Source organism: Psychroserpens luteolus (assembly GCF_021032705.1).
Classification (GTDB): Bacteria; Bacteroidota; Bacteroidia; order Flavobacteriales; family Flavobacteriaceae; genus Psychroserpens; species Psychroserpens luteolus.
In genome coordinates this window covers 208,241-226,517 of the sequence record NZ_JAHVXI010000001.1, presented here as the reverse complement: position 1 = coordinate 226,517, position 18,277 = coordinate 208,241, and the positions used below count along the sequence as shown (strand labels likewise).

19 protein-coding genes are annotated in these 18,277 nt (G+C 35.0%); 2 read left to right on the top strand and 17 right to left on the bottom strand.

The annotated features are described in order from the left end of the window. Positions 1-71 precede the first annotated feature (71 nt). From KWG70_RS00950 to KWG70_RS00920, 7 genes are all read right to left on the bottom strand, one after another. A complete protein-coding gene (locus tag KWG70_RS00950; RefSeq protein WP_230934113.1) occupies positions 72-884 on the bottom strand; it encodes a purine-nucleoside phosphorylase in 813 nt (270 codons plus the stop codon). Next, complete coding sequence (locus tag KWG70_RS00945; RefSeq protein WP_230934112.1) at positions 877-1,488, bottom strand: TIGR04282 family arsenosugar biosynthesis glycosyltransferase; 612 nt, start codon at positions 1,486-1,488, stop codon at positions 877-879. The genes KWG70_RS00950 and KWG70_RS00945 overlap by 8 nt, the downstream gene beginning before the upstream one ends. Then, complete coding sequence (locus KWG70_RS00940) at positions 1,481-1,996, bottom strand: rhodanese-like domain-containing protein (RefSeq protein ID WP_230934111.1); 516 nt, start codon at positions 1,994-1,996, stop codon at positions 1,481-1,483. Before KWG70_RS00940 ends, KWG70_RS00945 begins: the two co-directional genes overlap by 8 nt. 42 nt (positions 1,997-2,038) lie before the next feature. Then, on the bottom strand, positions 2,039-3,007 hold the full coding sequence (gene arsM, locus KWG70_RS00935) for an arsenosugar biosynthesis arsenite methyltransferase ArsM (protein ID WP_230934110.1): 969 nt from the start codon (positions 3,005-3,007) through the stop codon (positions 2,039-2,041). Between the two features lie 120 nt (positions 3,008-3,127). Beyond that, positions 3,128-3,805 carry a TIGR04282 family arsenosugar biosynthesis glycosyltransferase gene (locus tag KWG70_RS00930; RefSeq protein WP_230934109.1) on the bottom strand — a complete coding sequence of 226 codons (678 nt, stop codon included), beginning with the start codon at positions 3,803-3,805 and terminating at the stop codon, positions 3,128-3,130. A gap of 3 nt (positions 3,806-3,808) precedes the next feature. Then, positions 3,809-4,873: an arsenosugar biosynthesis radical SAM (seleno)protein ArsS gene (gene arsS / locus KWG70_RS00925; protein WP_230934108.1), complete on the bottom strand. Its 1,065-nt coding sequence runs from the start codon at positions 4,871-4,873 to the stop codon at positions 3,809-3,811. Positions 4,874-4,879: 6 nt separating this feature from the next. Beyond that, a complete protein-coding gene (locus KWG70_RS00920) occupies positions 4,880-5,215 on the bottom strand; it encodes an arsenosugar biosynthesis-associated peroxidase-like protein (protein WP_008270413.1) in 336 nt (111 codons plus the stop codon). Positions 5,216-5,394: 179 nt separating this feature from the next. On the opposite strand from KWG70_RS00920, the gene xdhC reads away from it, so the two are divergent. Further along, the gene (xdhC, locus tag KWG70_RS00915; protein ID WP_230934107.1) at positions 5,395-6,171 is read left to right on the top strand and encodes a xanthine dehydrogenase accessory protein XdhC; all 777 of its coding nucleotides are present in this window, start codon (positions 5,395-5,397) and stop codon (positions 6,169-6,171) included. Here the strand turns inward: xdhC and KWG70_RS00910 are convergent. The 6 genes from KWG70_RS00910 to KWG70_RS00885 all read right to left on the bottom strand — a co-directional run bounded on the left by KWG70_RS00910 (position 6,168) and on the right by KWG70_RS00885 (position 12,954). Then, positions 6,168-6,542, bottom strand: coding sequence for a hypothetical protein (locus tag KWG70_RS00910; RefSeq protein WP_230934106.1), 375 nt, complete (start codon positions 6,540-6,542; stop codon positions 6,168-6,170). The two genes, xdhC and KWG70_RS00910, sit on opposite strands and share 4 nt — an antisense overlap. A gap of 126 nt (positions 6,543-6,668) precedes the next feature. Next, on the bottom strand, positions 6,669-7,238 hold the full coding sequence (locus KWG70_RS00905) for a GNAT family N-acetyltransferase (RefSeq protein WP_230934105.1): 570 nt from the start codon (positions 7,236-7,238) through the stop codon (positions 6,669-6,671). A gap of 12 nt (positions 7,239-7,250) precedes the next feature. Next, entirely contained in the window at positions 7,251-9,578 is a 2,328-nt protein-coding gene (locus KWG70_RS00900) for a xanthine dehydrogenase molybdopterin binding subunit (protein WP_230934104.1), read from the bottom strand. Further along, a complete protein-coding gene (locus KWG70_RS00895) occupies positions 9,571-10,983 on the bottom strand; it encodes an FAD binding domain-containing protein (RefSeq protein WP_230934103.1) in 1,413 nt (470 codons plus the stop codon). The genes KWG70_RS00900 and KWG70_RS00895 overlap by 8 nt, the downstream gene beginning before the upstream one ends. A 3-nt stretch (positions 10,984-10,986) precedes the next feature. Next, positions 10,987-11,460, bottom strand: coding sequence for a nucleoside deaminase (locus KWG70_RS00890; protein WP_230934102.1), 474 nt, complete (start codon positions 11,458-11,460; stop codon positions 10,987-10,989). A 39-nt stretch (positions 11,461-11,499) separates the two neighbouring features. After that, positions 11,500-12,954 (bottom strand): membrane dipeptidase, encoded by a 1,455-nt coding sequence (locus KWG70_RS00885; RefSeq protein ID WP_230934101.1) that lies wholly within the window; start codon positions 12,952-12,954, stop codon positions 11,500-11,502. A gap of 167 nt (positions 12,955-13,121) precedes the next feature. On the opposite strand from KWG70_RS00885, the gene KWG70_RS00880 reads away from it, so the two are divergent. After that, positions 13,122-13,829 (top strand): M90 family metallopeptidase, encoded by a 708-nt coding sequence (locus KWG70_RS00880; RefSeq protein WP_230934100.1) that lies wholly within the window; start codon positions 13,122-13,124, stop codon positions 13,827-13,829. A gap of 2 nt (positions 13,830-13,831) precedes the next feature. Here KWG70_RS00880 and KWG70_RS00875 read toward each other — a convergent pair whose 3' ends face one another. From KWG70_RS00875 to KWG70_RS00860, 4 genes are all read right to left on the bottom strand, one after another. Next, positions 13,832-15,991, bottom strand: a complete 2,160-nt coding sequence (locus tag KWG70_RS00875; protein WP_230934099.1) for a xanthine dehydrogenase family protein molybdopterin-binding subunit — start codon at positions 15,989-15,991, stop codon at positions 13,832-13,834. 11 nt (positions 15,992-16,002) lie between these two features. Next, positions 16,003-16,464 carry a (2Fe-2S)-binding protein gene (locus tag KWG70_RS00870; RefSeq protein WP_230934098.1) on the bottom strand — a complete coding sequence of 154 codons (462 nt, stop codon included), beginning with the start codon at positions 16,462-16,464 and terminating at the stop codon, positions 16,003-16,005. Positions 16,465-16,526: 62 nt separating this feature from the next. After that, a complete protein-coding gene (locus KWG70_RS00865; RefSeq protein WP_230934097.1) occupies positions 16,527-17,108 on the bottom strand; it encodes a nucleotidyltransferase family protein in 582 nt (193 codons plus the stop codon). Beyond that, on the bottom strand, positions 17,105-18,127 hold the full coding sequence (locus tag KWG70_RS00860; RefSeq protein ID WP_230934096.1) for an XdhC family protein: 1,023 nt from the start codon (positions 18,125-18,127) through the stop codon (positions 17,105-17,107). The genes KWG70_RS00865 and KWG70_RS00860 overlap by 4 nt, the downstream gene beginning before the upstream one ends. Positions 18,128-18,277: the final 150 nt, after the last annotated feature.

Below are 18,277 nucleotides of genomic sequence, written 5' to 3'. Positions count from 1 at the left end.
ATTTTTAGAATTTAATGTTAAAAAAGAGCCTCTATTTAGAGGCTCTTTTTTATTTTAAGATGATAATTCAACTACAATGTTTTTATTAATTCTTTAAATAGCGTAATCATATCAGGTTCTGCTTTTGCAGCCATGGCGATTATTTCTCCAATATCAACTGGTTTTAAATCGTCTGGATCACATTCATCTGTTAAAACGGATACGGCAGCTACTTTTAAGTTCAAATGATTCGCCACTATAATTTCTGGAACAGTGCTCATACCAACAGCATCAGCTCCAATAATTTTAAGCATTCTGTACTCGGCTCTTGTTTCTAGTTGCGGACCAACAACGCTAGCATAAACACCTTCATGTAATTTGATATTATTAGCTTTTGCTATAGCTTTAAATTTTTCATTTATGTCTAGATTATAAGGTGCACTCATATCTGTAAAACGTTCGCCCAATTCTTCAACGCCTTTAAATGCTAGAGGAGAACTGCCTTGTAAATTGATATGGTCATCAATTAACATCAATTCTCCTTTTTTGAAATCTAAGTTAATAGCTCCAGAGGCATTAGATACCAATAAGGTTGTAATGCCAAGCTTTTCCATAACTCGAACGGGATAGGTCACATCTTGTAATGAATAGCCTTCGTAAACATGAAAACGACCTTGCATTACAACTACTTTTTTACCAGCAAGATGTCCGTAAATAAGTTTTCCTTTATGGAATTCTACAGTAGCTGTTGGGAAATTAGGAATATGATTGTAGCTTACTTCATGAAGGACTTCAATTTCTTGGGTTAATAAACCAAGTCCTGTACCAAGTATGATTCCTATTTCTGGATTATCAAAGCCTTTTGATATGAGATAATCTGTCGATTCGGTTATTAGTTTAATCATGAGTTTTATAAAATGGTTTGAGTTGATTGTAATGTTTCATATCATCAAAAGTATCAATATCATTTAACTCTTTCAGTAAGTAGACATTACTATTTTGTAAATCTTCTAATGTGTCTTGACGAACAGTTTCGGTTCCCCAATCTTTGTTTTTAAATAGGTTTGAGTGTTGTGTTTTCATGCCAAGTAAGTAATAACCACCATCCTTAGCAGGACCAATAACAACATCATGATGATCTAATTTTACAAAGGCTTCTTCTATAATTGTTTCATTTAAATCTAATAAGTCGCTTCCTATAATCACTACTTTTTCATACCCAGAATCTAACAGTTCTTTAAACGCATTATCCATGCGCTCACCAAGATCTTCTCCTTTTTGAAGTTTTTTACTGAAAAAATTAGAACTCCAGATATCATCATAATTGATGTCAACAGAATAAAACACGTAGCGATCAACTTGAACACCTTTAGCAACATTAGCCGTATGTTGAAGTAAATATTTGTAAATATCCAATGCAGATTGATCTCCAAGTGTTTTGGCTAAACGTGTTTTGCATTTGCCTAATTCAGGATTTCGGGTAAATACGATTAGTGCATTTTTAGTCATTCGATTTCAATGCTTTTGGATATACTTTTTTTCCTTTTTTTAACCACTTTCCCCAATAACTTGAGCAAACATGAACACTATCCGTCGCCTTGTTTTTGATATTGTAAACATCAAAATTTTTATTTTTCCATTCAATAATGCCACCAAAAAGATTCTTGACATTAGTATATCCTGCTTTTTTTAATCTATTGGCTATCACCTCAGATCTTACTCCTAAAGTACAATAGACAACAATGGCTTCATCCTTATTTGGAATTTGTTTTTCTACGGTCTTTAATTTAAAATTATCATAGCCTACATAAATGGCATCTCTAAGGTGACTCACATTAAACTCATCTAGTTCTCTGGCATCCAAAACAATGGCGTTTGTTTTAGGCATAGCCAATTCTTGAACTGAAATATATGGGACATTATTTTTGTTAAAACGCTTAAGTAAGTCGTCAAGCGTTTCTTGCCCATAAAGGGATAATGATACAAAAGCGAAAATGAAGATTACTATTTTTCTCATAAAAAAAGAGATCGTTTTAAGTCATGAATAGTGCTTTCTTATTTAGCAACAGCCACCACCATCGTAATGGAATGTTGATTCACTAATAAATATATCTTTTCTGTCAAGATTGGCAAGATCAGCAGCCGTTTTATCACAAATTGCTAAAGGTTGGTTCTTTAAAAGTATGTGGCCTTTTTTGTCGTCAAAGTAATCTTCTTTACCAAAATAGATAGCAGCTTTTCCAGTAAAAATACATGGACCGTCTTCGGGCATTGGATCTTTAATTGCTGCCACTTCAATAGACTCAATATAGATAAGTTCGTCAGTTGGGTAATCTTCAGGATTCAAAATTCTGTAAGGCTTACGCGCTCTAATTTCTATAGTACCAAAACCTACATCTGTTAATGCTTTAACGTAGTCGGCAATAGGAAGACTTCCACTTAAACACAATGCACGTAAACGCTCATCATTTCTGAGTGTTTCATTCATAGGTTGCTCACAAGTAGGATCACTCATCACCAATCGCCCATGAGGTTTTAAAACGCGATACATTTCTTCAATGGCACGTTTTAAATCTTCAGCTTTAAAAATATTAAAGAGGCAATTTTGAGCAGCAACATCTATACTATTGTCTTCAACAGGTAGATTAAGTGCATCTCCTTTTTTTAGATCTACAAATTCACTTTTAAACCAACTGTTTTGTTCTTCGGCGATTTTAAAGTTTTCTCTTGATGCTTCTAACATTTCATCAACGACATCAACACCAATAACACCATTTTTTTGTCGGTTGAAATATGAAAATTGTAATAATTCCATACCACCTCCAACACCAACATATAGCATTTTTGGGTTATTAGATAAATCTCTTGCATGTACAGTACTACCACAACCGTAATTCATTTCTTGCATTATTCTTGGGATTTTTAAGCCTGGTAATTCCCAAATAGGGTTGGTCGTGCAGCATAATCCAACATCTGGTGTTAAAGCAGCTTCTTTATAGACGTCATGTGTAGTTTCTAAGTAACTCATAGTTCAATTGTATTTTTAATAGGGTCGTAATGTGACACAAAATTTTATTTATAATTATTCAATCGCTTTTCTTCGTTATGAATGAAGAAGCAATATTTTAAAATCTAAGGGTAAGGTATTCTAAACTAAGCTAGGCGAACCTTTATTAAAATAGGTGTCTCTACTTAGTATTGAAACAAGGTTTATTGAAGTGTAATAAATCCTTTTTTCTATGGAAATGTATGTTTTTAAAAGTTGTTTTAGGTCATTAGAAATACGTTCAAACCTATTCATAATAGCTTTGATATCTGAAGTTTTATCGATATCTGAAAGTGTTTCTAAGTAATATAGATTTACTTTTTTGGAACGAATTAATCTTGAAATACTTTGGTTTAATCGAGATGTTTGCCATGGTAATTTCAAGAATGTTTCAACATTAAAATTAGATTGTTTTAATCCCATCAAGTAAAAACCACCATCTTTAGAAGGTCCTAAAACAACATCATTCTGTTCTAATTGTTGAACAGCTTTTAGAATGTGTTTTGTTTGTAGGTGAGGTGTGTCATTTCCAATAGCGATAATGGTGTCAAACCCTTTTTCATAAACAGATTGAATGGCATTAGTGAAACGTTCGCCAAAGGTTGAGCCAATTTGGTTTTTTTCAGACGAATGAAAATAAGGCAAACCAGCACGCTCAACAATCTTTAAGGTTTGAGCATTGAACGCATCAAATAAGACTTCCGACGATTGAAATGGTTTTTGTGCCGCTTCAAATTTGGCAGTATTTGCAAAGATTAATATGGCTGTTTTATTGTTCATATATTAAGCTACGACACCTTGACAACTACTTCCTGCACCAGCAGTGCAACCATAGCAGTGTTGTGAAATAACAATGTTTCTACCTTCTAGTAATTCTTCATTAAATTCTGAAATATGCTTGGCTTTACTATTTACAGGTAATTCAAGCATTTGATTGAAATCACAGTCATATAAGTAACCATCCCAACTCACAGATAACGTATTGGTACACATCACATTGGCAACTGCAGCAGGATTGTAAGCATCAACCAATTGATACATATAATCTTCATAGTTTTCTGAAGCAATTAAATAGTCAAGAAATCTTGAGATCGGTAAATTGGTAATGGCAAAGAGATTGTGAAATTGTATTGCGAAATCTTCCATTAAAGCCTTTTTGAAATCTTTTTCCATCGCCATTTGGTCTCCTGGTAAAAACGCCCCAGATGGATTGTAAACCAAGTCTAATCGTAAATTACTGTCTGGCATTCCATACCCAACAGCATTCAGCTCTTGTAAGGCTTTAATTGATTTGTCAAAAACACCATCTCCACGCTGTTTATCAGTCTTTCCACGTGTCCAATGTGGCATAGAACTCACGACATGAACATTGTGCTTTTTAAAGAATTCAGGTAAATCGTAATATTTTTTATTGGCGCGAATAATCGTCAAGTTAGAACGTACAATAAAATCTTTGATTCCAACTTTGGCCGCTTCTTCAACAAACCATCTAAAATCAGGATTCATTTCTGGAGCACCTCCAGTTAAATCTAAGGTATGTGCACCAGAATTTTTAATCACCTCCAAACATTGTTGCATAGTCTCGCGCGTCATGATTTCTTTTCGATCTGGGCCAGCATCGACATGGCAATGCTCACAAACCTGATTACACATGTAACCAACATTAATCTGTAAAATTTCTAATTTTTTTGCTTTTAAAGGAAATTGACTTGTCTCAGAAATCTTATCTTTAAATGTAGGTAATTCTCCATTTTGGAAAATTCCATTAGATAAAATCTCTAGCTGTCTATTACTTTGAGCTAAGTCGCTTCCTTTTTTATGAAGGGATTGGGTCTTTAATTTCGTCATTTACAATTAACCGTCTAATTTATTTACTTTATTCATCATCTGCACACCATGCACTAGAGTGGCACCACTTTTTATTGCAGCTCCAACATGAATAGCTTCCATCATTTCTTCTTTGGTAACACCTCTTTGAAGACCATCTTTTGTGTAAGCATCAATACAATATGGACATTGTTCAGTATGTGCAACAGCTAAGGCAATCAACGATTTTTCACGAGCTGAGAGCGCCCCTTCTTCAAAAACTTTTCCATAGTATTCGAAGAATTTATTACCAAGTTCTTCACTCCATTCGGTGATTTTCCCAAACTTTCTTAAATCTGCTGGATCGTAATATGTTTTTGACATGTTTTTAAAATTTCACAGGGTTATCTTATCTACGTAAAAAATAGATGTCGAGTTTTTGTCGCAATTAATTATCAAACTTAACAGAAAATTTACCAGAAAGCTAATTTATTTTTCAAGACAAAATTCAAATATGGTTTACAGCAAAAAAGTCTTACTTTTAAACGCGCTTTAGGTCAATAATGAAGAACTGGATTACACTATTATCAGAATTTAAAACTAAGCAACAACCTGTTGCTTTGGTGACTGTTACAAAATGCTTAGGATCAACACCTTGCGTTGTTGGCTCTCGAATGATAATTACTAACGATAATGTGGTTCACGGTACCATAGGAGGAGGGAAGTTGGAGTTTTTAGCTATTGATGAAGCTATAAATGCACTTCGTGAAAATAAAATTATTGAATCGAGTTACACCTTAGGACCAGAGTTTGAACAATGCTGTGGAGGAAAAGTTGAATTTATTATAGAACCTATGAATCAATCACCAGAATTATTTTTATTTGGAGCAGGTCATATCGGACACGAAATTGCTAAGATTTTAGTAGATACACCTTTTGAAGTATATCTTATCGATTCTCGTCATGACTGGTTTAAAAATTCAACGCTAGATGAAAGTATTACCCTTTGTCAAGTTAATATAGATGATTTTAAGACGTTTAGAGATCTGGTTAGATGGGGAAACAATTGTTATGTCTTGGTGCTAACTCATGATCATTCCATCGACTTCGAGATTATTGCAATGGCTTTGCAGAATGAAACCCGGTTTTTGGGTTTAATAGGAAGTAAAACGAAACGAGTGCGTTTTAATAATATGCTTATTAAAGAGATGAATATCGAAGCAGGAATGCGTGATGTTGTTTGTCCGATAGGATTGGAAATTGGAGGGAATACACCTAAAGAAATAGCAATAAGCGTTGCTGCACAACTACTTCAAGAGCATTATACATCCAAAGCCTAACTGAATAGCGTTTCACTCAAGGCATAATAAATAGCCATTAATGCTGAAAACAGAGCACTTGCTAAAAAGCGCCACTTGAGTTTAAATCGGTTCTGAATTAGATAATTAGCTACAAACGAAATTAAAATATTAGCAGCGAATGACCAGAAGGCGATTTCTAATAATGGCCAACCTATGGCTTCAAATTGGCCAGAAAATAACTTGATGAATAATAAATGTCTAGCAATCCACAATGGATTGAAATACAAAATGGCCAACCCTGTTTTGGTTAAGGTTGCTTTTATACCTTTTAAGTGGTGTGTTTTTTTTACGATCCAATCAAAATAGTTTGGAATCTCAAAAGCATAAAAAGTGGCACCAATCAATAACATTCCTAGAAGGCGGGTCCATAAAAATTCGTCAAGCAAAAGTGCAGCAACTGTATCACCTGCACTATAAATGAGTGCGCCTTTTAGAATGTTTTGTTTTTTGTAGTATAGTGGAATAAGCTTTATGTTTTAATTGATATCCGATTTTAGTAAGCAGTAAATTTCGCTATCTAAGAATTGTCCATTGTAATAAAAATTTTCTCTAAAATAGGCTTCTAATTTAAATCCGAATTTAAGCAATAGCGCCTTTGAGTTTTTATTGTCAATATTGACATTCGCTTCTAAACTATGAAGGTTTAAATCATTAAAGCCAAAACGAATCAGTGTATTCATTGCTTCTGTCATGTAACCTTTACCCCAAAAAACAGGATGTAAAATATAGCCTATTTCGCCTCTAGCGTTTTTTCTGTCAATTCTCCAGATGCCAAAATCGCCAACAAGTTGATTGCTGGTTTTATCTATAAAGGCCCAAGTAATTCCTTTACCTTCTTCAAAAGCCGTGTGGTATCCTTTAATTCTTTTTTCTGTATCTGAAACATGCGTCGGTATTTCGGTATCCATATATTTAGATACAGCCTGATGACTTCTCATTTTTAAAAGAGCTTCTGCATGTTCAATGTTATAAGCCTTGAATACAAGTCGTTCACTTTCCAATTCAGGAAAGGTATCAAAAACATGTTCGTTTACTTGAGTTTGCATAATGGTCTTAGTTTAGTTGTTTTCATATAGACTCATTAGTACTTTTTCTGGTGTCATTGGTGCATGAAACTTCAAATCATAATTAGGATTAAAAGCTTTGATTGCATTTTGAAGTGCGAAATAAGCGCCAATACCATACATTAATGGAGGCTCACCTACAGCCTTTGATTTTAAAATAGCGAGTTCGTGCCCTGTTGTTTCAACTGGAATCACTTCAACGTTTTTAGGCACTGAAAATAAATCAGGAATCTTGTATGTTGATAAAGCGTTTGAAAGCAAGCGTCCTTCCTCATTATAGGCAATATCCTCCATCGTCATCCAACCAATACCTTGGGCAAGTGCGCCTTCAACTTGACCAAGATCAATCCCTTCGCTCATACTTTTTCCGTAGTCATGAACAATTTTAACCGAATCAAATTCATATGTGCCTCGAGTACAATCTACTGTTGTGGTAATGATTGCCGTTCCGTAAACATGATAGGCAAATGGGTGTCCCTTTTCTTTGGTTTTATCGAAGTGAATTTCTGGTGTAGCATAATGCGCATTTTCAGTTAAAGCGACGCGCTTGAGCATTGTTTTACTGATAAGTTCTGTCCATGATAAATTTGATTTTTTATTATTGATATAAACAAACTCATCTTTCAATTCTATAGTATCTTCGGAAACGTTTAGCTCTTCAGAAACGACGGTCTTTAGCCTTTCTAATAATGCCTTACAAGCTTTTAAGGTTGCTTTTCCATTTAGATCTGCTGTCGAACTAGCAGCAGAAGGTGATGTATTAGCAACTCTTGTTGTATTGGTTGTTTCAATTTTAATGTGTTCTATAGGAACTGAAAATACATTTGAAGCAATTTGCATCATTTTGGTATTTACACCTTGTCCCATTTCTACAGCTGCTGTACTGATACCAATGCTACCATCAAGATAAATATGTACTAAGGCACGAGCGTGATTCATTGGTGTATTGGTAAATGAAATACCAAAGGTTATTGGCATTACTGCTAATCCTTTTTTAAAGTTTGAATTGTTTGCGTTGAAATCTTCAACTTCTTTTTCTAGAGTATTAATGTTATAGATAGACTTTGCCGAATCCCAAGTATTTTTAGCTTCAACTTTTTTGGCGATTTGACCATAAGAGAAGGCGTCATTTTCATCTAGTAAGTTGGCTTCCTGAATGACTCTAGCTGTTACTCCAATTTCACTTGCAGCTTTGGCAATTGCAGACTCAATAACAAACATGCCTTGCGGTCCACCAAAACCTCTAAAAGCCGTATTAGGAGGCAAGTTAGTTTTACAACTTATGACTGTTGTTTTTACATGCGGCACAAAATAACTATTCGTGGCATGAAATAAGGTGCGTTCAGCAATTGCAGGAGATAGGTCGGCAGCAGCTCCAGAATTTTGAAGAAACTCAGCTTCGTAAGCAAGAATTTTCAAATCTTTTGATAAGCCAATCTTATACGTGCTTTCATATGGATGACGCTTTCCAGTCATTCGCAAATCGTCATGACGGTTCAGGATTAATTTTACCGATTGATTTAAATGATAGGTTGCCAAAGCAGCCATAACTGCCCATGGTGTTGCTTGGTCTTCTTTTCCTCCAAAACCACCACCAAGTCTGGTAACATCAACTTCTATTTTATGCATGGCAACACCCAAAACTTGAGCTGTTGTTTTTTGAACTGCTGTAGGACCTTGAGTAGATGAGGTGATCTTTATCGTTCCATTTTCCAGAGGCTCGGCATAGGCACCTTGCGATTCGATATATAAATGTTCTTGACCATTTGAGAACGTCTCGCCTTCAAAAATATAATCACAGTCTTTAAATGCTTTTTGAGTATCGCCCAAACTAAATGAACGTGGCGCATTGATAAAACTTCCTTTAGCTTTGGCTTGTTTTGCAGTAGTAATAACAGGAAGCTCTTCAATTTCAATATCTATTAATTGTCTTGCTTTTCGGGCAATTAATTCGGTTTCAGCCACAATCAAGGCAATAGGCATTCCCCAAAAATGAACCTCCTTTTCAGCAAATAAGGGCTCATCTGGTATGATACCTCCAATTTGATTTTTCCCAGGTACATCTTTATACGTAAAAATACGCTTAACGCCTTCTAGGGCTTCAGCCTTAGTGTAATCTATATGCTTTATTTTTCCATGTGCTTTTGGTGAATCAAATACAACCGCATGAAATGTACCTTGCCTAACATTAACATCGTCAACGTATAAGGATTCGCCTCGAACGTGCGTATAGGAATCCATGTTTTTGATACTCTGCTTTATTGATATGGAAACAGTATCTAGTTTAGAATCTAAAATGTTATTTGATTTGTGTTTATGCATGCTGGACAAAGTCGTTTAGAGTAAATTGTTTTGGAAATAACGTTATGAAATGAGCAAAAAACAATTGTCTGGCTAATAAGCGTTTGTAATCACTAGAACCACGAACATCACTTATTGGAGCAATTTCGTTTTGAAGTACGTCGTTGGCTTCGATAATAGTTTCTGGAGTTAATGATTTACCATTTAAAAATTTAGATGTGTTGTGTAAATATTTAGGAATGGCTGCTACACCACCAATAGATACATGTGCCTTGGAAATGCAATCGTCAGCTATATGCATATGTATGGCAGAATTTACACTAGCAATATCTAAATGTGTACGCTTACATACTTTTTCAAAATTAAAAACCGATTGACTTACGGGTAATGTAAAGCTAATATCTTTTAAAAGTTCTCCATCCTTTAGATCGAAAGTTTTATAGCCTTGATAGAAGTTTTTGAGCGGAAGTGACCGTTCTTTTTGGTTTTTATCTGTTATTGTTATATCACTATTGAGCGCTAAAAAGAAGATAGTCATATCTCCAATGGGAGACGCGTTAACAAGATTGCCACCTAAAGAAGCCATGTTTCTAATCTGCTCTGATGAGACTAGTTTTAAATGTGCTTTAAGGCGAGGAAAGTACATGTTAAGTTGACTGTGATTCCATAGATCGGAAACCGTAGAATTGGTTCCAACTTTGCAAACGTTATCATTAATAGAAATACCTTTTAAATAGTTTTTTTCGGCAATAAGATGTACTGAATTGTCTGCTAAATGATCGGCTTGTTGCACATATAGATCTGTTCCGCCAGCGACATACTTTCCTTTAGGTTGTTCTCTGTCTTTTACTTCTAGATCTTGTAAGCGCTTAGTGATCGTAGAAAAATAATCAGGCACAAATCCGTTTTTAATAAGCCAGTCAAAGTTGGGTTGAGTTTTATGTTCTTTTAAATTGCTCACCATTTGATGTGCGGCCTTTTCAATAGATTTATAGCCTGTGCATCTACAAATATTTCCGCTAATAGCATCAAGTGCGTTACTATAGTTTTTTTCAGAATTTGACAATGCGAAACCAGTAAATGCTACCACAAAACCTGGTGTGCAAAAACCGCATTGTGTGGCATAATTAGCTTTCATTGCTTCTTGTGCAATAGTAAGTTCATTTTGAAGATTGGTACCTTCAACAGTAACTATATGTTTGCCATGTGCATTTCCTAAAGGAGAGATACATGACGTAATACTTTGATAGTTTACATGTCCATTTTCTAGAGTGCCAACTAAAACTGTACACGCGCCACAATCACCTTCACGACAACCAATTTTGGTTCCAGTAAGACGCTGTTCATAGCGTACAAAATCCAACAAGGTCATCCCAGAATGCTCTGAGGTTCTAATGGTTTTATTATTTAAAATGAAGGTAATCATTAACTAATATTGGGTTTTATCTTCTTTCTTTGTCCATTCTTGAAATGGTTCGAGCGCAATTTCACGAGCTAATTGTTCAAAAGGAATACTTCTTTCGTTGTAAGGCAACGGAATTTCTTTATAAATAAATTCGTCATCAAAGCCAATATTAGCAGCATCTACTTGATTGCTTCCATAGTATACACGATCTGGACGAGCCCAATAGATAGCACCTAAGCACATAGGACAAGGTTCACAAGAGGTGTAAATTTCACAACCATCTAATTGAAATGAATCCAGATTTTTACAAGCGTCTCTTATTGCTGTAACTTCGGCATGCGCTGTTGGATCATTGGTTGAAGTTACTTTATTATTTCCACGTCCTACGATTTTTCCATCTTTTACAATCACACAACCAAAAGGACCTCCTTCATTATTGTTCATTCCTTTTAAGGCAGCATTTACTGCTTCTTTCATGAATTTTTCATTCTCACTCATATATGTTGTTTTCTTTTTATTTTCTGAAGAATTGAAACCTTAATTAAAGTATTGTTTCAAAAATTCGTTAGCATTTATAAATAGCACACGATCTATTATTTCACTTGCTGAAATCTGATTTCTAGCTTGTAATTTTGTGGCATTTGCATTGAGGTAATCTTGTGCTTTCTCAATGAGATAGGGTTTAATGTCTTTTATGTTTTCTGCAGTCCATAAACCTTTTATTGGATTAACGATGCCGTCAAAATCAGATCCAATTGCTATGGTTTCCCAACAAAATAAATCATTTTTATCTAAGAGTTCGGCAATATGCTGAATTTGTCTCCAGATTAACTCAGATTTATTTCTGTAACGCCTTTTTTTACTAGGCCAATAAATTCTGGAACTTCTTATTGCTTTTTTACTAGCTATACGACGTTCATCTAACTGCAGTCCAAAAATACCTTTTGATTTTGCAATACGCAAGATTTCTGAATCATAAAAATTGATATCATCTGCTCTAAAATATTTACCCAAGGGTGTATCTGAACTATTAGATTCTGAGATTGAGCGTTTTCCATTAACAGCACCATGACTTACAATGATGGGGATATCTTGATTTGCATACGTAGTTTCCAATAGCTTATAATAACTAGTTCTTGATGCTTTGCTCATATGTTTGATGTCAATGAAGATTCGTTTTCCAGTAGAATTATCAAGGAGCTTATCAATCACTTTAAATCCCAAATCTGTAATGTCTGTGTTAAGTCCGCGATTTTGATTTTTTTTAATCAAGCCAATACTAATACTTCTCGCATGACCACAAATTTCATTGTAGAAATGATGGGCTAAAGTGATAAAAAAGGGTTGGTGTTCCCAGTTTTTCACAGTGTCTATATTGTTTAAAACAGTAGCTTCATCTGCCATGTCATGATCCTTGTCTAATCCAGTTTCGAATGCATGAGCACCTTCTATTGTTGGGACTAGACTTATAATTTTTCTGGTATCTGTTGAGGTGTTCTTATGGTTGGAAATTTCAGTATAACTATTGACCAAGCGATAGGTATAGGTAACACCTTTAATGACTTCTGCAAAATTGTGACGCTGCATATAATAATCATACTCATCATTTAGGTCTTGAAAATAACTATTGTGATTTCTGAGGTTGTCAATGCGTTTCTGACTCACTCCTGCAGCTAAATTGACCAATAAATCAGATACAAATTTAAAGCCCAACATCTTTTTCTTTAAAAAGTGCTTCTCAAAAGGATATAATGAAATTACCATTACATCGCAATTGGCTTTAGCAACTGCAGTGACATCAGTTTGGGTAAATTTGGTGAGCGTTAATAATCTATTCACTTGACGTTCTAGAAAATTGGGTGGACTGTAATGCCAAATGGAATTTTTACGACCGCTATGACTTGCGTTTTGCTTTGGAGGATCGTATTTAAAACTCTTTCCGAAAGGTTTTAATGAGGGATGGCAATGTAGATCAATGTATGACATGCTCATTTAGAATTGGTTAGATACTGAAAAGATATTCATTTTTTGTTAGAAATTAGATGAAATCGATTCAAAATCATTAGTTTAGAATCCTAAACTTAATTTGATCTGCTTATATGATTTACTTCATTGTCTTCATTGGCCTCTTCGTTTTTGTGGGTTATACTTTTTATAAGATGAATTCTAAAAAGGCCAAACCATTTCCACAGCATTGGCATCCGATCTTATTGAAAGAGGTAAAGTTTTACAAAAACCTTGAGCCTACAGAACAGAAGCGTTTTCAAAATAGAATGATGCAATTTTTAAGTGAGATTTATATTGATAGTGTTGATGTTGAGCTTGTTGAGTTAGATAAGATATTGATTGCTGCAAGTGCAGTAATCCCTGTGTTTGCTTTTAAAGAATGGTATTACCCAACGGTAAGTGGTGTTATTTTATATCCTGATAATTTTAATGAGGATTTTGAGTTTTCGCATAAAAGTAAATCTAAACGTATTGCAGGTGTTGTTGGTACAGGTCGTTTGGAAGGTAAAATGATTTTATCAAAAAAGGCGTTGTATCATGGTTTTAAGAATTCAAATGATAAACGAAATACAGCCGTTCATGAGTTTATACATCTTATTGACAAGATGGACGACAAGATTGATGGCATCCCAGAAATACTAATGGAAAATGCCAATGCCATTCCTTGGCTAAAATTGATGCACGACGAAATGGAAGCTATTAATAACGACAAGTCCGATATTAGAGCTTATGGTGGTACGAAGCAAGCCGAATTTTTTGCAGTCGCTTCAGAGTATTTTTTTGAAAACCCTAAACTTATGAAACGCAAGCATCCTGAATTATACCAAATGATGGCAGCTTGTTTTCGGGTTAAGGTGTGATATTATACCTTCAAGTTAGTTTCATACTTTTTTAAGACGCTCATAAACGGTTGCTTTAATAGTAACTGTCCTGTAGCTGCTTTTATCGCATTTGCTAAAGCACCACCAGCTGGTGGAAGACCTGGTTCTCCTAATCCCGTTGGAGATAAATCATTCTCAACAAAATAAGTATGTACTGTTGGTGTTTCTCTCATTCTAATTAAACGATACGTATTGAAATTAACATCTTGAGGTTTCCCTTTGTCAAATGAAAAATCACCATACATCGCATGTCCGATACCATCAATAACGCCACCTTCTACTTGGTTTTTTGCGCCTGTTGGATTAACTACGATACCACAGTCTACTGCAACGGTTACTTTTTCAACAGAAGGATAGCCATTTTTTAAAGTAATATCTACAACTTCGGCTACATGAGTATTGTGACTATAGTAGGCTGCAAATCCTTGATAGACACCTTCTCTTGTTTTTCCCCAATTACTTTTTTCGGCAGCAAGTTTGATTGTATCTGTCATACGTTTTGCTGAATACTGTATGTCTGGGTCTTGACCGTCTTTTACATTCTTAAGTAAATCTAAACGTAATTGCACAGCATCAACTTCTAGAAGCTCAGCTAGTTCATCAAAGAAGCTTTGTTCAGCATAAGCCAAGAAGTTCGTGTAAGGCGCTCTCCATGCACCAGTAGTGATATTACTTCGATAGTTCCCTGTTTCTACTTTATAATTATCAATTGCTCCAGCAGGGAAGAAGTGCGGAATTAAACCATACATATTATTATTTATTGCCGCTTCTTTTAAATGGTAACCAGTAACTTTTCCATCTTTGAGCGATGCAGCAATTCTATATTTTATGGCAGGTCTGTAAATACCTGCAGCCATATCATCTTCTCTTGAGAATACGACTTTTACAGCTTGTTTAGTAATGTTAGAGATTTCAGCAGCTTCTAAAGCAAAGTCACCATAGAGACGTCGTCCAAATCCGCCACCCATTCTCGTCATTTCCAAATGAATATCTTTTTCATCACGATCGATCAGGTTGGCAATTCGTCTTGCCGTACCTGCAGGTGTTTGAATTGGTCCTACCAAATGCACTTTATCTGCAGTGACATTAGCATAGAAATTCATAGGTTCCATGCAATTGTGAGGTAGGAAAGGTGACTCGTATGTGCGTTCTAAAACTTGGTCGGCTTCTGCAAATGCTTTTTTTACATTGCCGTCTTCCCGACGTATATCTAATTGATTGCCATCAAGAATGGCATTAAGTTTTTTGTCATGATCAGCAGTACTTTCTAAGGTCCCGTCATTCGTCCATTGTACATCTAAGGCTTTTTTTCCTTTCATGGCAGCCCAAGTGTTAGATGCTAGTACAGCAATTTTATCACCAAACTGTACCACATCAGAAACACCATTAATCGCTTTAGCATTGGTGTCGTCAAAAGAACTTATTTTTTGACCAAAAGCTGGAGGCCTCATAACAGAGACATATGTCATGCCTTCGGCTTTATAATCCAGACCAAACAGAGGTTTGCCAGTTATAATTTTATCGATATCGACATTCACAGCATCTTTACCAATTATTTTATAATCTTTGGTTGCTTTTAGTGTTACATTTTCTGGTACTTCAAGTTGTGCAGCATCATTGACAACATCACCATAACCAAGTGTTTCACCTGTTGGACTTGTAATTACACCATTTGATGCAGAGCAAGACGAGGCTTCAATTCCCCATTTTGCTGCTGCTGCATTAACAAGCATTTGCTTTGCTGTAGCTCCAGTTTGGCGCAAGGCATCCCAACCAAATCGAATGGACTGGCTACCACCAGCAACTTGTCTTGTAAAATTATTAGTATCTAAAGCACCTTGCTCCACACTAACATGTTCCCAAGGCACATCGAGTTCTTCCGCAATAATCATTGGCATCGATGTTTTAACACCTTGTCCAATTTCAGGATTGGGAGAAAAAATAGTGACATAACCATTATCGGCTATTTTAATGAAGGCATTAAAGTCGTTAAAATTAAGTTGCGATACATCAACAGGAGGAACTGCAGCTTCTTTACATGATGTAAAGAAGTTGAATCCTATTAAAATTCCGCCACTGGCTAATGCAGAAGTACGAATGAAACTACGTCTGCTAAATGTGATTTTGTTTTGATTTTCCATGATGATTTAGCTTAAGACATTTTTTTAGCAGCCAAGGCAACTGCTTTTTCAATTCGGTTATAACTCGCGCATCGACATAAATTACCATTCATGGCATTTCTTATGTCTTCGCTACTAGGGTTTGGATTGTCTTTTAAAAAAGAAGAAGCGGTCATCATTTGACCAGCTTGACAGTAACCACATTGCGGTACATCTAATTCTTTCCAAGCTTCTTGCACAGGATGTAATTCATCTTTTGCAAGGCCTTCAATAGTTGTAATGTTAGAGCCTTCAAGGCTAGATACAGGAAGTGAGCAACTCCTGACAGCAACACCGTCTAGATGCACTGTACATGCACCACATTGTGCAATTCCGCAACCAAATTTGGTGCCTACTAAATTGAGTTCGTCACGAAGTACCCATAGTAAAGGAGTATCATCGTCTACGTTTACGTTAACTGATTTTCCGTTAACTTTTAAATTATAACTTGCCATAGAACTTGAGATTTAGCTAAAGTTATAAAATATTTGCTGGAAAATCGTAGTGGATTAATTTTTTATAAAGATTTTAAGAAATCGAGATAGTCTTGTTGTGTATCTATATCTAATAATGTATTACAATTGACTTTAATAACATTTTGATTATTGGAATTCAAGACATTTTTAGCGCCTTTATCTCCTTCAAGTCTTTTTAACTGTTTAAAATATGTTTTTGGAAAAATTGCAGGCACACCATTATTATCTTGATAATCTGATGCAGAAATTTTTGAAGGATTTTGATTAAAACTATCAATTAATACATTTAGATGATTGACGTCAATACGAGGTTGATCTGCGAGTGTTATCAAGACAGCATCAAAGTTTAGATTTTCAATATGGTCTAATCCAGCTATAATGCTAGAGCTTAATCCGTTATTGTAATTCGTGTTAATGATAATGTCAACATTATATGATGTGATAGATTTGCGAATTTTTTCAGCATTTGCACCTAATACACAAAATACCTCCTTGGCATTAGATTGTAAAGCTGTTTCGATAGATTTTCCTATAAGTGTAGTATGACCAATAGTTAATAATTGTTTTGCCGTTCCCATTCTATTTGAACTACCAGCTGCTAGAATTAAAATGGCAACCTTCATTGTTCCTTAGACATTTTATTCGCAAAAGTTCTTAGCGACATCACTTCAGTTTTTCGTATTACTGATAAAATTTCGGCAAGAATAGACAAGGCAATTTCTTCAGGAGTTATGGCGCCAATATGTAATCCGGCTGGACTGTGGATACGTTCAAGAAATGTTTCAGATAACTCTGAGACATAATTCATGAGTTCATTTTGTAATTGATTTCTACGTTTAGATGAACCAATAATGCCAATATATTGAGGATGCAATGGCTCTAACTTGATCAAATATTTTAAATCTAAAACATAATTATGAGTCATCAATACAACAACTGTTTCAGTATCTATTTTGAGATCAGCTATTTCGGGAGTTTGCGCAGTGACTGATTTGGCACCTGGAAAATCAGATAACAACTTAGGATCTTTTATAGACGTTATGATATCAACTTCCCAGCCTAATAAACTCGCCATAGCACATAACTTAACAGCGTCATGCTCACCGCCAATAATGAGTAATTTAAGATTGGGTTTTAAATCTTGAGAAAAGCGTTGTATCGTTTCAGAGTGTTTAGGTTTGAAAGTTTCTGAAAACGTAAAATTAGTATCGGTATTGATGTGAAACACACTTCCGAAATGACCATAAGCTTCATCTTCTTTCTTGAAATAAGATTCAATTTTAAAAGTATCTCGACGATCTAAACTCGATTGAAATGTTTTCAAGAAGTCATCAGAAATATAGAATGGTTCAATTAAGATATACAATATGCCTTCACAGCCTAATCGGTAACGCCCATCATAAGTAATGACTTTAGGCTTTCCATCTACAAATACGGATTGTGCACGTCGTTTGACTTCATTTTCAACACAACCGCCACTTACTGCGCCAACCATTGTACCATCTTCAGAAATGAGCATTCTTACTCCAGGTTTTCTGTAGGACGATCCTTCGAGAAATACTACAGTGGCAAGGATATTTTTTAATCTGTTTTGCTGATTGATCTTAGCTTTGTAAACAATATCTTTGAATTCGTGTGTCATAGATCTTATTATCTGAATGTTTACTAAAATACAGTTTTATTGAATACTTAAACATTTGAATTTAAATAAAATCTTTGCTAAAAATGTTAAAATAAGATGATATAAGTCATGTTTAAGCAACTATTATCGCTATATTTTTGTGATGTAAAG

Excerpts from the sequence above, each read along its gene's own strand:
- KWG70_RS00890 (WP_230934102.1), bottom strand. The coding sequence starts at position 11,460 with ATGAGTGAGAATGAAAAATTCATGAAAGAAGCAGTAAATGCTGCCTTA.
- KWG70_RS00885 (WP_230934101.1), bottom strand. The coding sequence starts at position 12,954 with ATGAGCATGTCATACATTGATCTACATTGCCATCCCTCATTAAAACCT.
- KWG70_RS00920 (WP_008270413.1), bottom strand. The coding sequence starts at position 5,215 with ATGTCAAAAACATATTACGATCCAGCAGATTTAAGAAAGTTTGGGAAA.
- KWG70_RS00950 (WP_230934113.1), bottom strand. The coding sequence starts at position 884 with ATGATTAAACTAATAACCGAATCGACAGATTATCTCATATCAAAAGGC.
- arsS (WP_230934108.1), bottom strand. The coding sequence starts at position 4,873 with ATGACGAAATTAAAGACCCAATCCCTTCATAAAAAAGGAAGCGACTTA.
- KWG70_RS00940 (WP_230934111.1), bottom strand. The coding sequence starts at position 1,996 with ATGAGAAAAATAGTAATCTTCATTTTCGCTTTTGTATCATTATCCCTT.
- KWG70_RS00910 (WP_230934106.1), bottom strand. The coding sequence starts at position 6,542 with ATGTTATTGATTGGTGCCACTTTTTATGCTTTTGAGATTCCAAACTAT.
- KWG70_RS00865 (WP_230934097.1), bottom strand. The coding sequence starts at position 17,108 with ATGAAGGTTGCCATTTTAATTCTAGCAGCTGGTAGTTCAAATAGAATG.
- KWG70_RS00870 (WP_230934098.1), bottom strand. The coding sequence starts at position 16,464 with ATGGCAAGTTATAATTTAAAAGTTAACGGAAAATCAGTTAACGTAAAC.
- KWG70_RS00875 (WP_230934099.1), bottom strand. The coding sequence starts at position 15,991 with ATGGAAAATCAAAACAAAATCACATTTAGCAGACGTAGTTTCATTCGT.
- KWG70_RS00945 (WP_230934112.1), bottom strand. The coding sequence starts at position 1,488 with ATGACTAAAAATGCACTAATCGTATTTACCCGAAATCCTGAATTAGGC.
- KWG70_RS00880 (WP_230934100.1), top strand. The coding sequence starts at position 13,122 with ATGAATTCTAAAAAGGCCAAACCATTTCCACAGCATTGGCATCCGATC.
- KWG70_RS00905 (WP_230934105.1), bottom strand. The coding sequence starts at position 7,238 with ATGCAAACTCAAGTAAACGAACATGTTTTTGATACCTTTCCTGAATTG.
- xdhC (WP_230934107.1), top strand. The coding sequence starts at position 5,395 with ATGAAGAACTGGATTACACTATTATCAGAATTTAAAACTAAGCAACAA.
- KWG70_RS00860 (WP_230934096.1), bottom strand. The coding sequence starts at position 18,127 with ATGACACACGAATTCAAAGATATTGTTTACAAAGCTAAGATCAATCAG.
- arsM (WP_230934110.1), bottom strand. The coding sequence starts at position 3,007 with ATGAGTTACTTAGAAACTACACATGACGTCTATAAAGAAGCTGCTTTA.
- KWG70_RS00900 (WP_230934104.1), bottom strand. The coding sequence starts at position 9,578 with ATGCATAAACACAAATCAAATAACATTTTAGATTCTAAACTAGATACT.
- KWG70_RS00930 (WP_230934109.1), bottom strand. The coding sequence starts at position 3,805 with ATGAACAATAAAACAGCCATATTAATCTTTGCAAATACTGCCAAATTT.
- KWG70_RS00895 (WP_230934103.1), bottom strand. The coding sequence starts at position 10,983 with ATGATTACCTTCATTTTAAATAATAAAACCATTAGAACCTCAGAGCAT.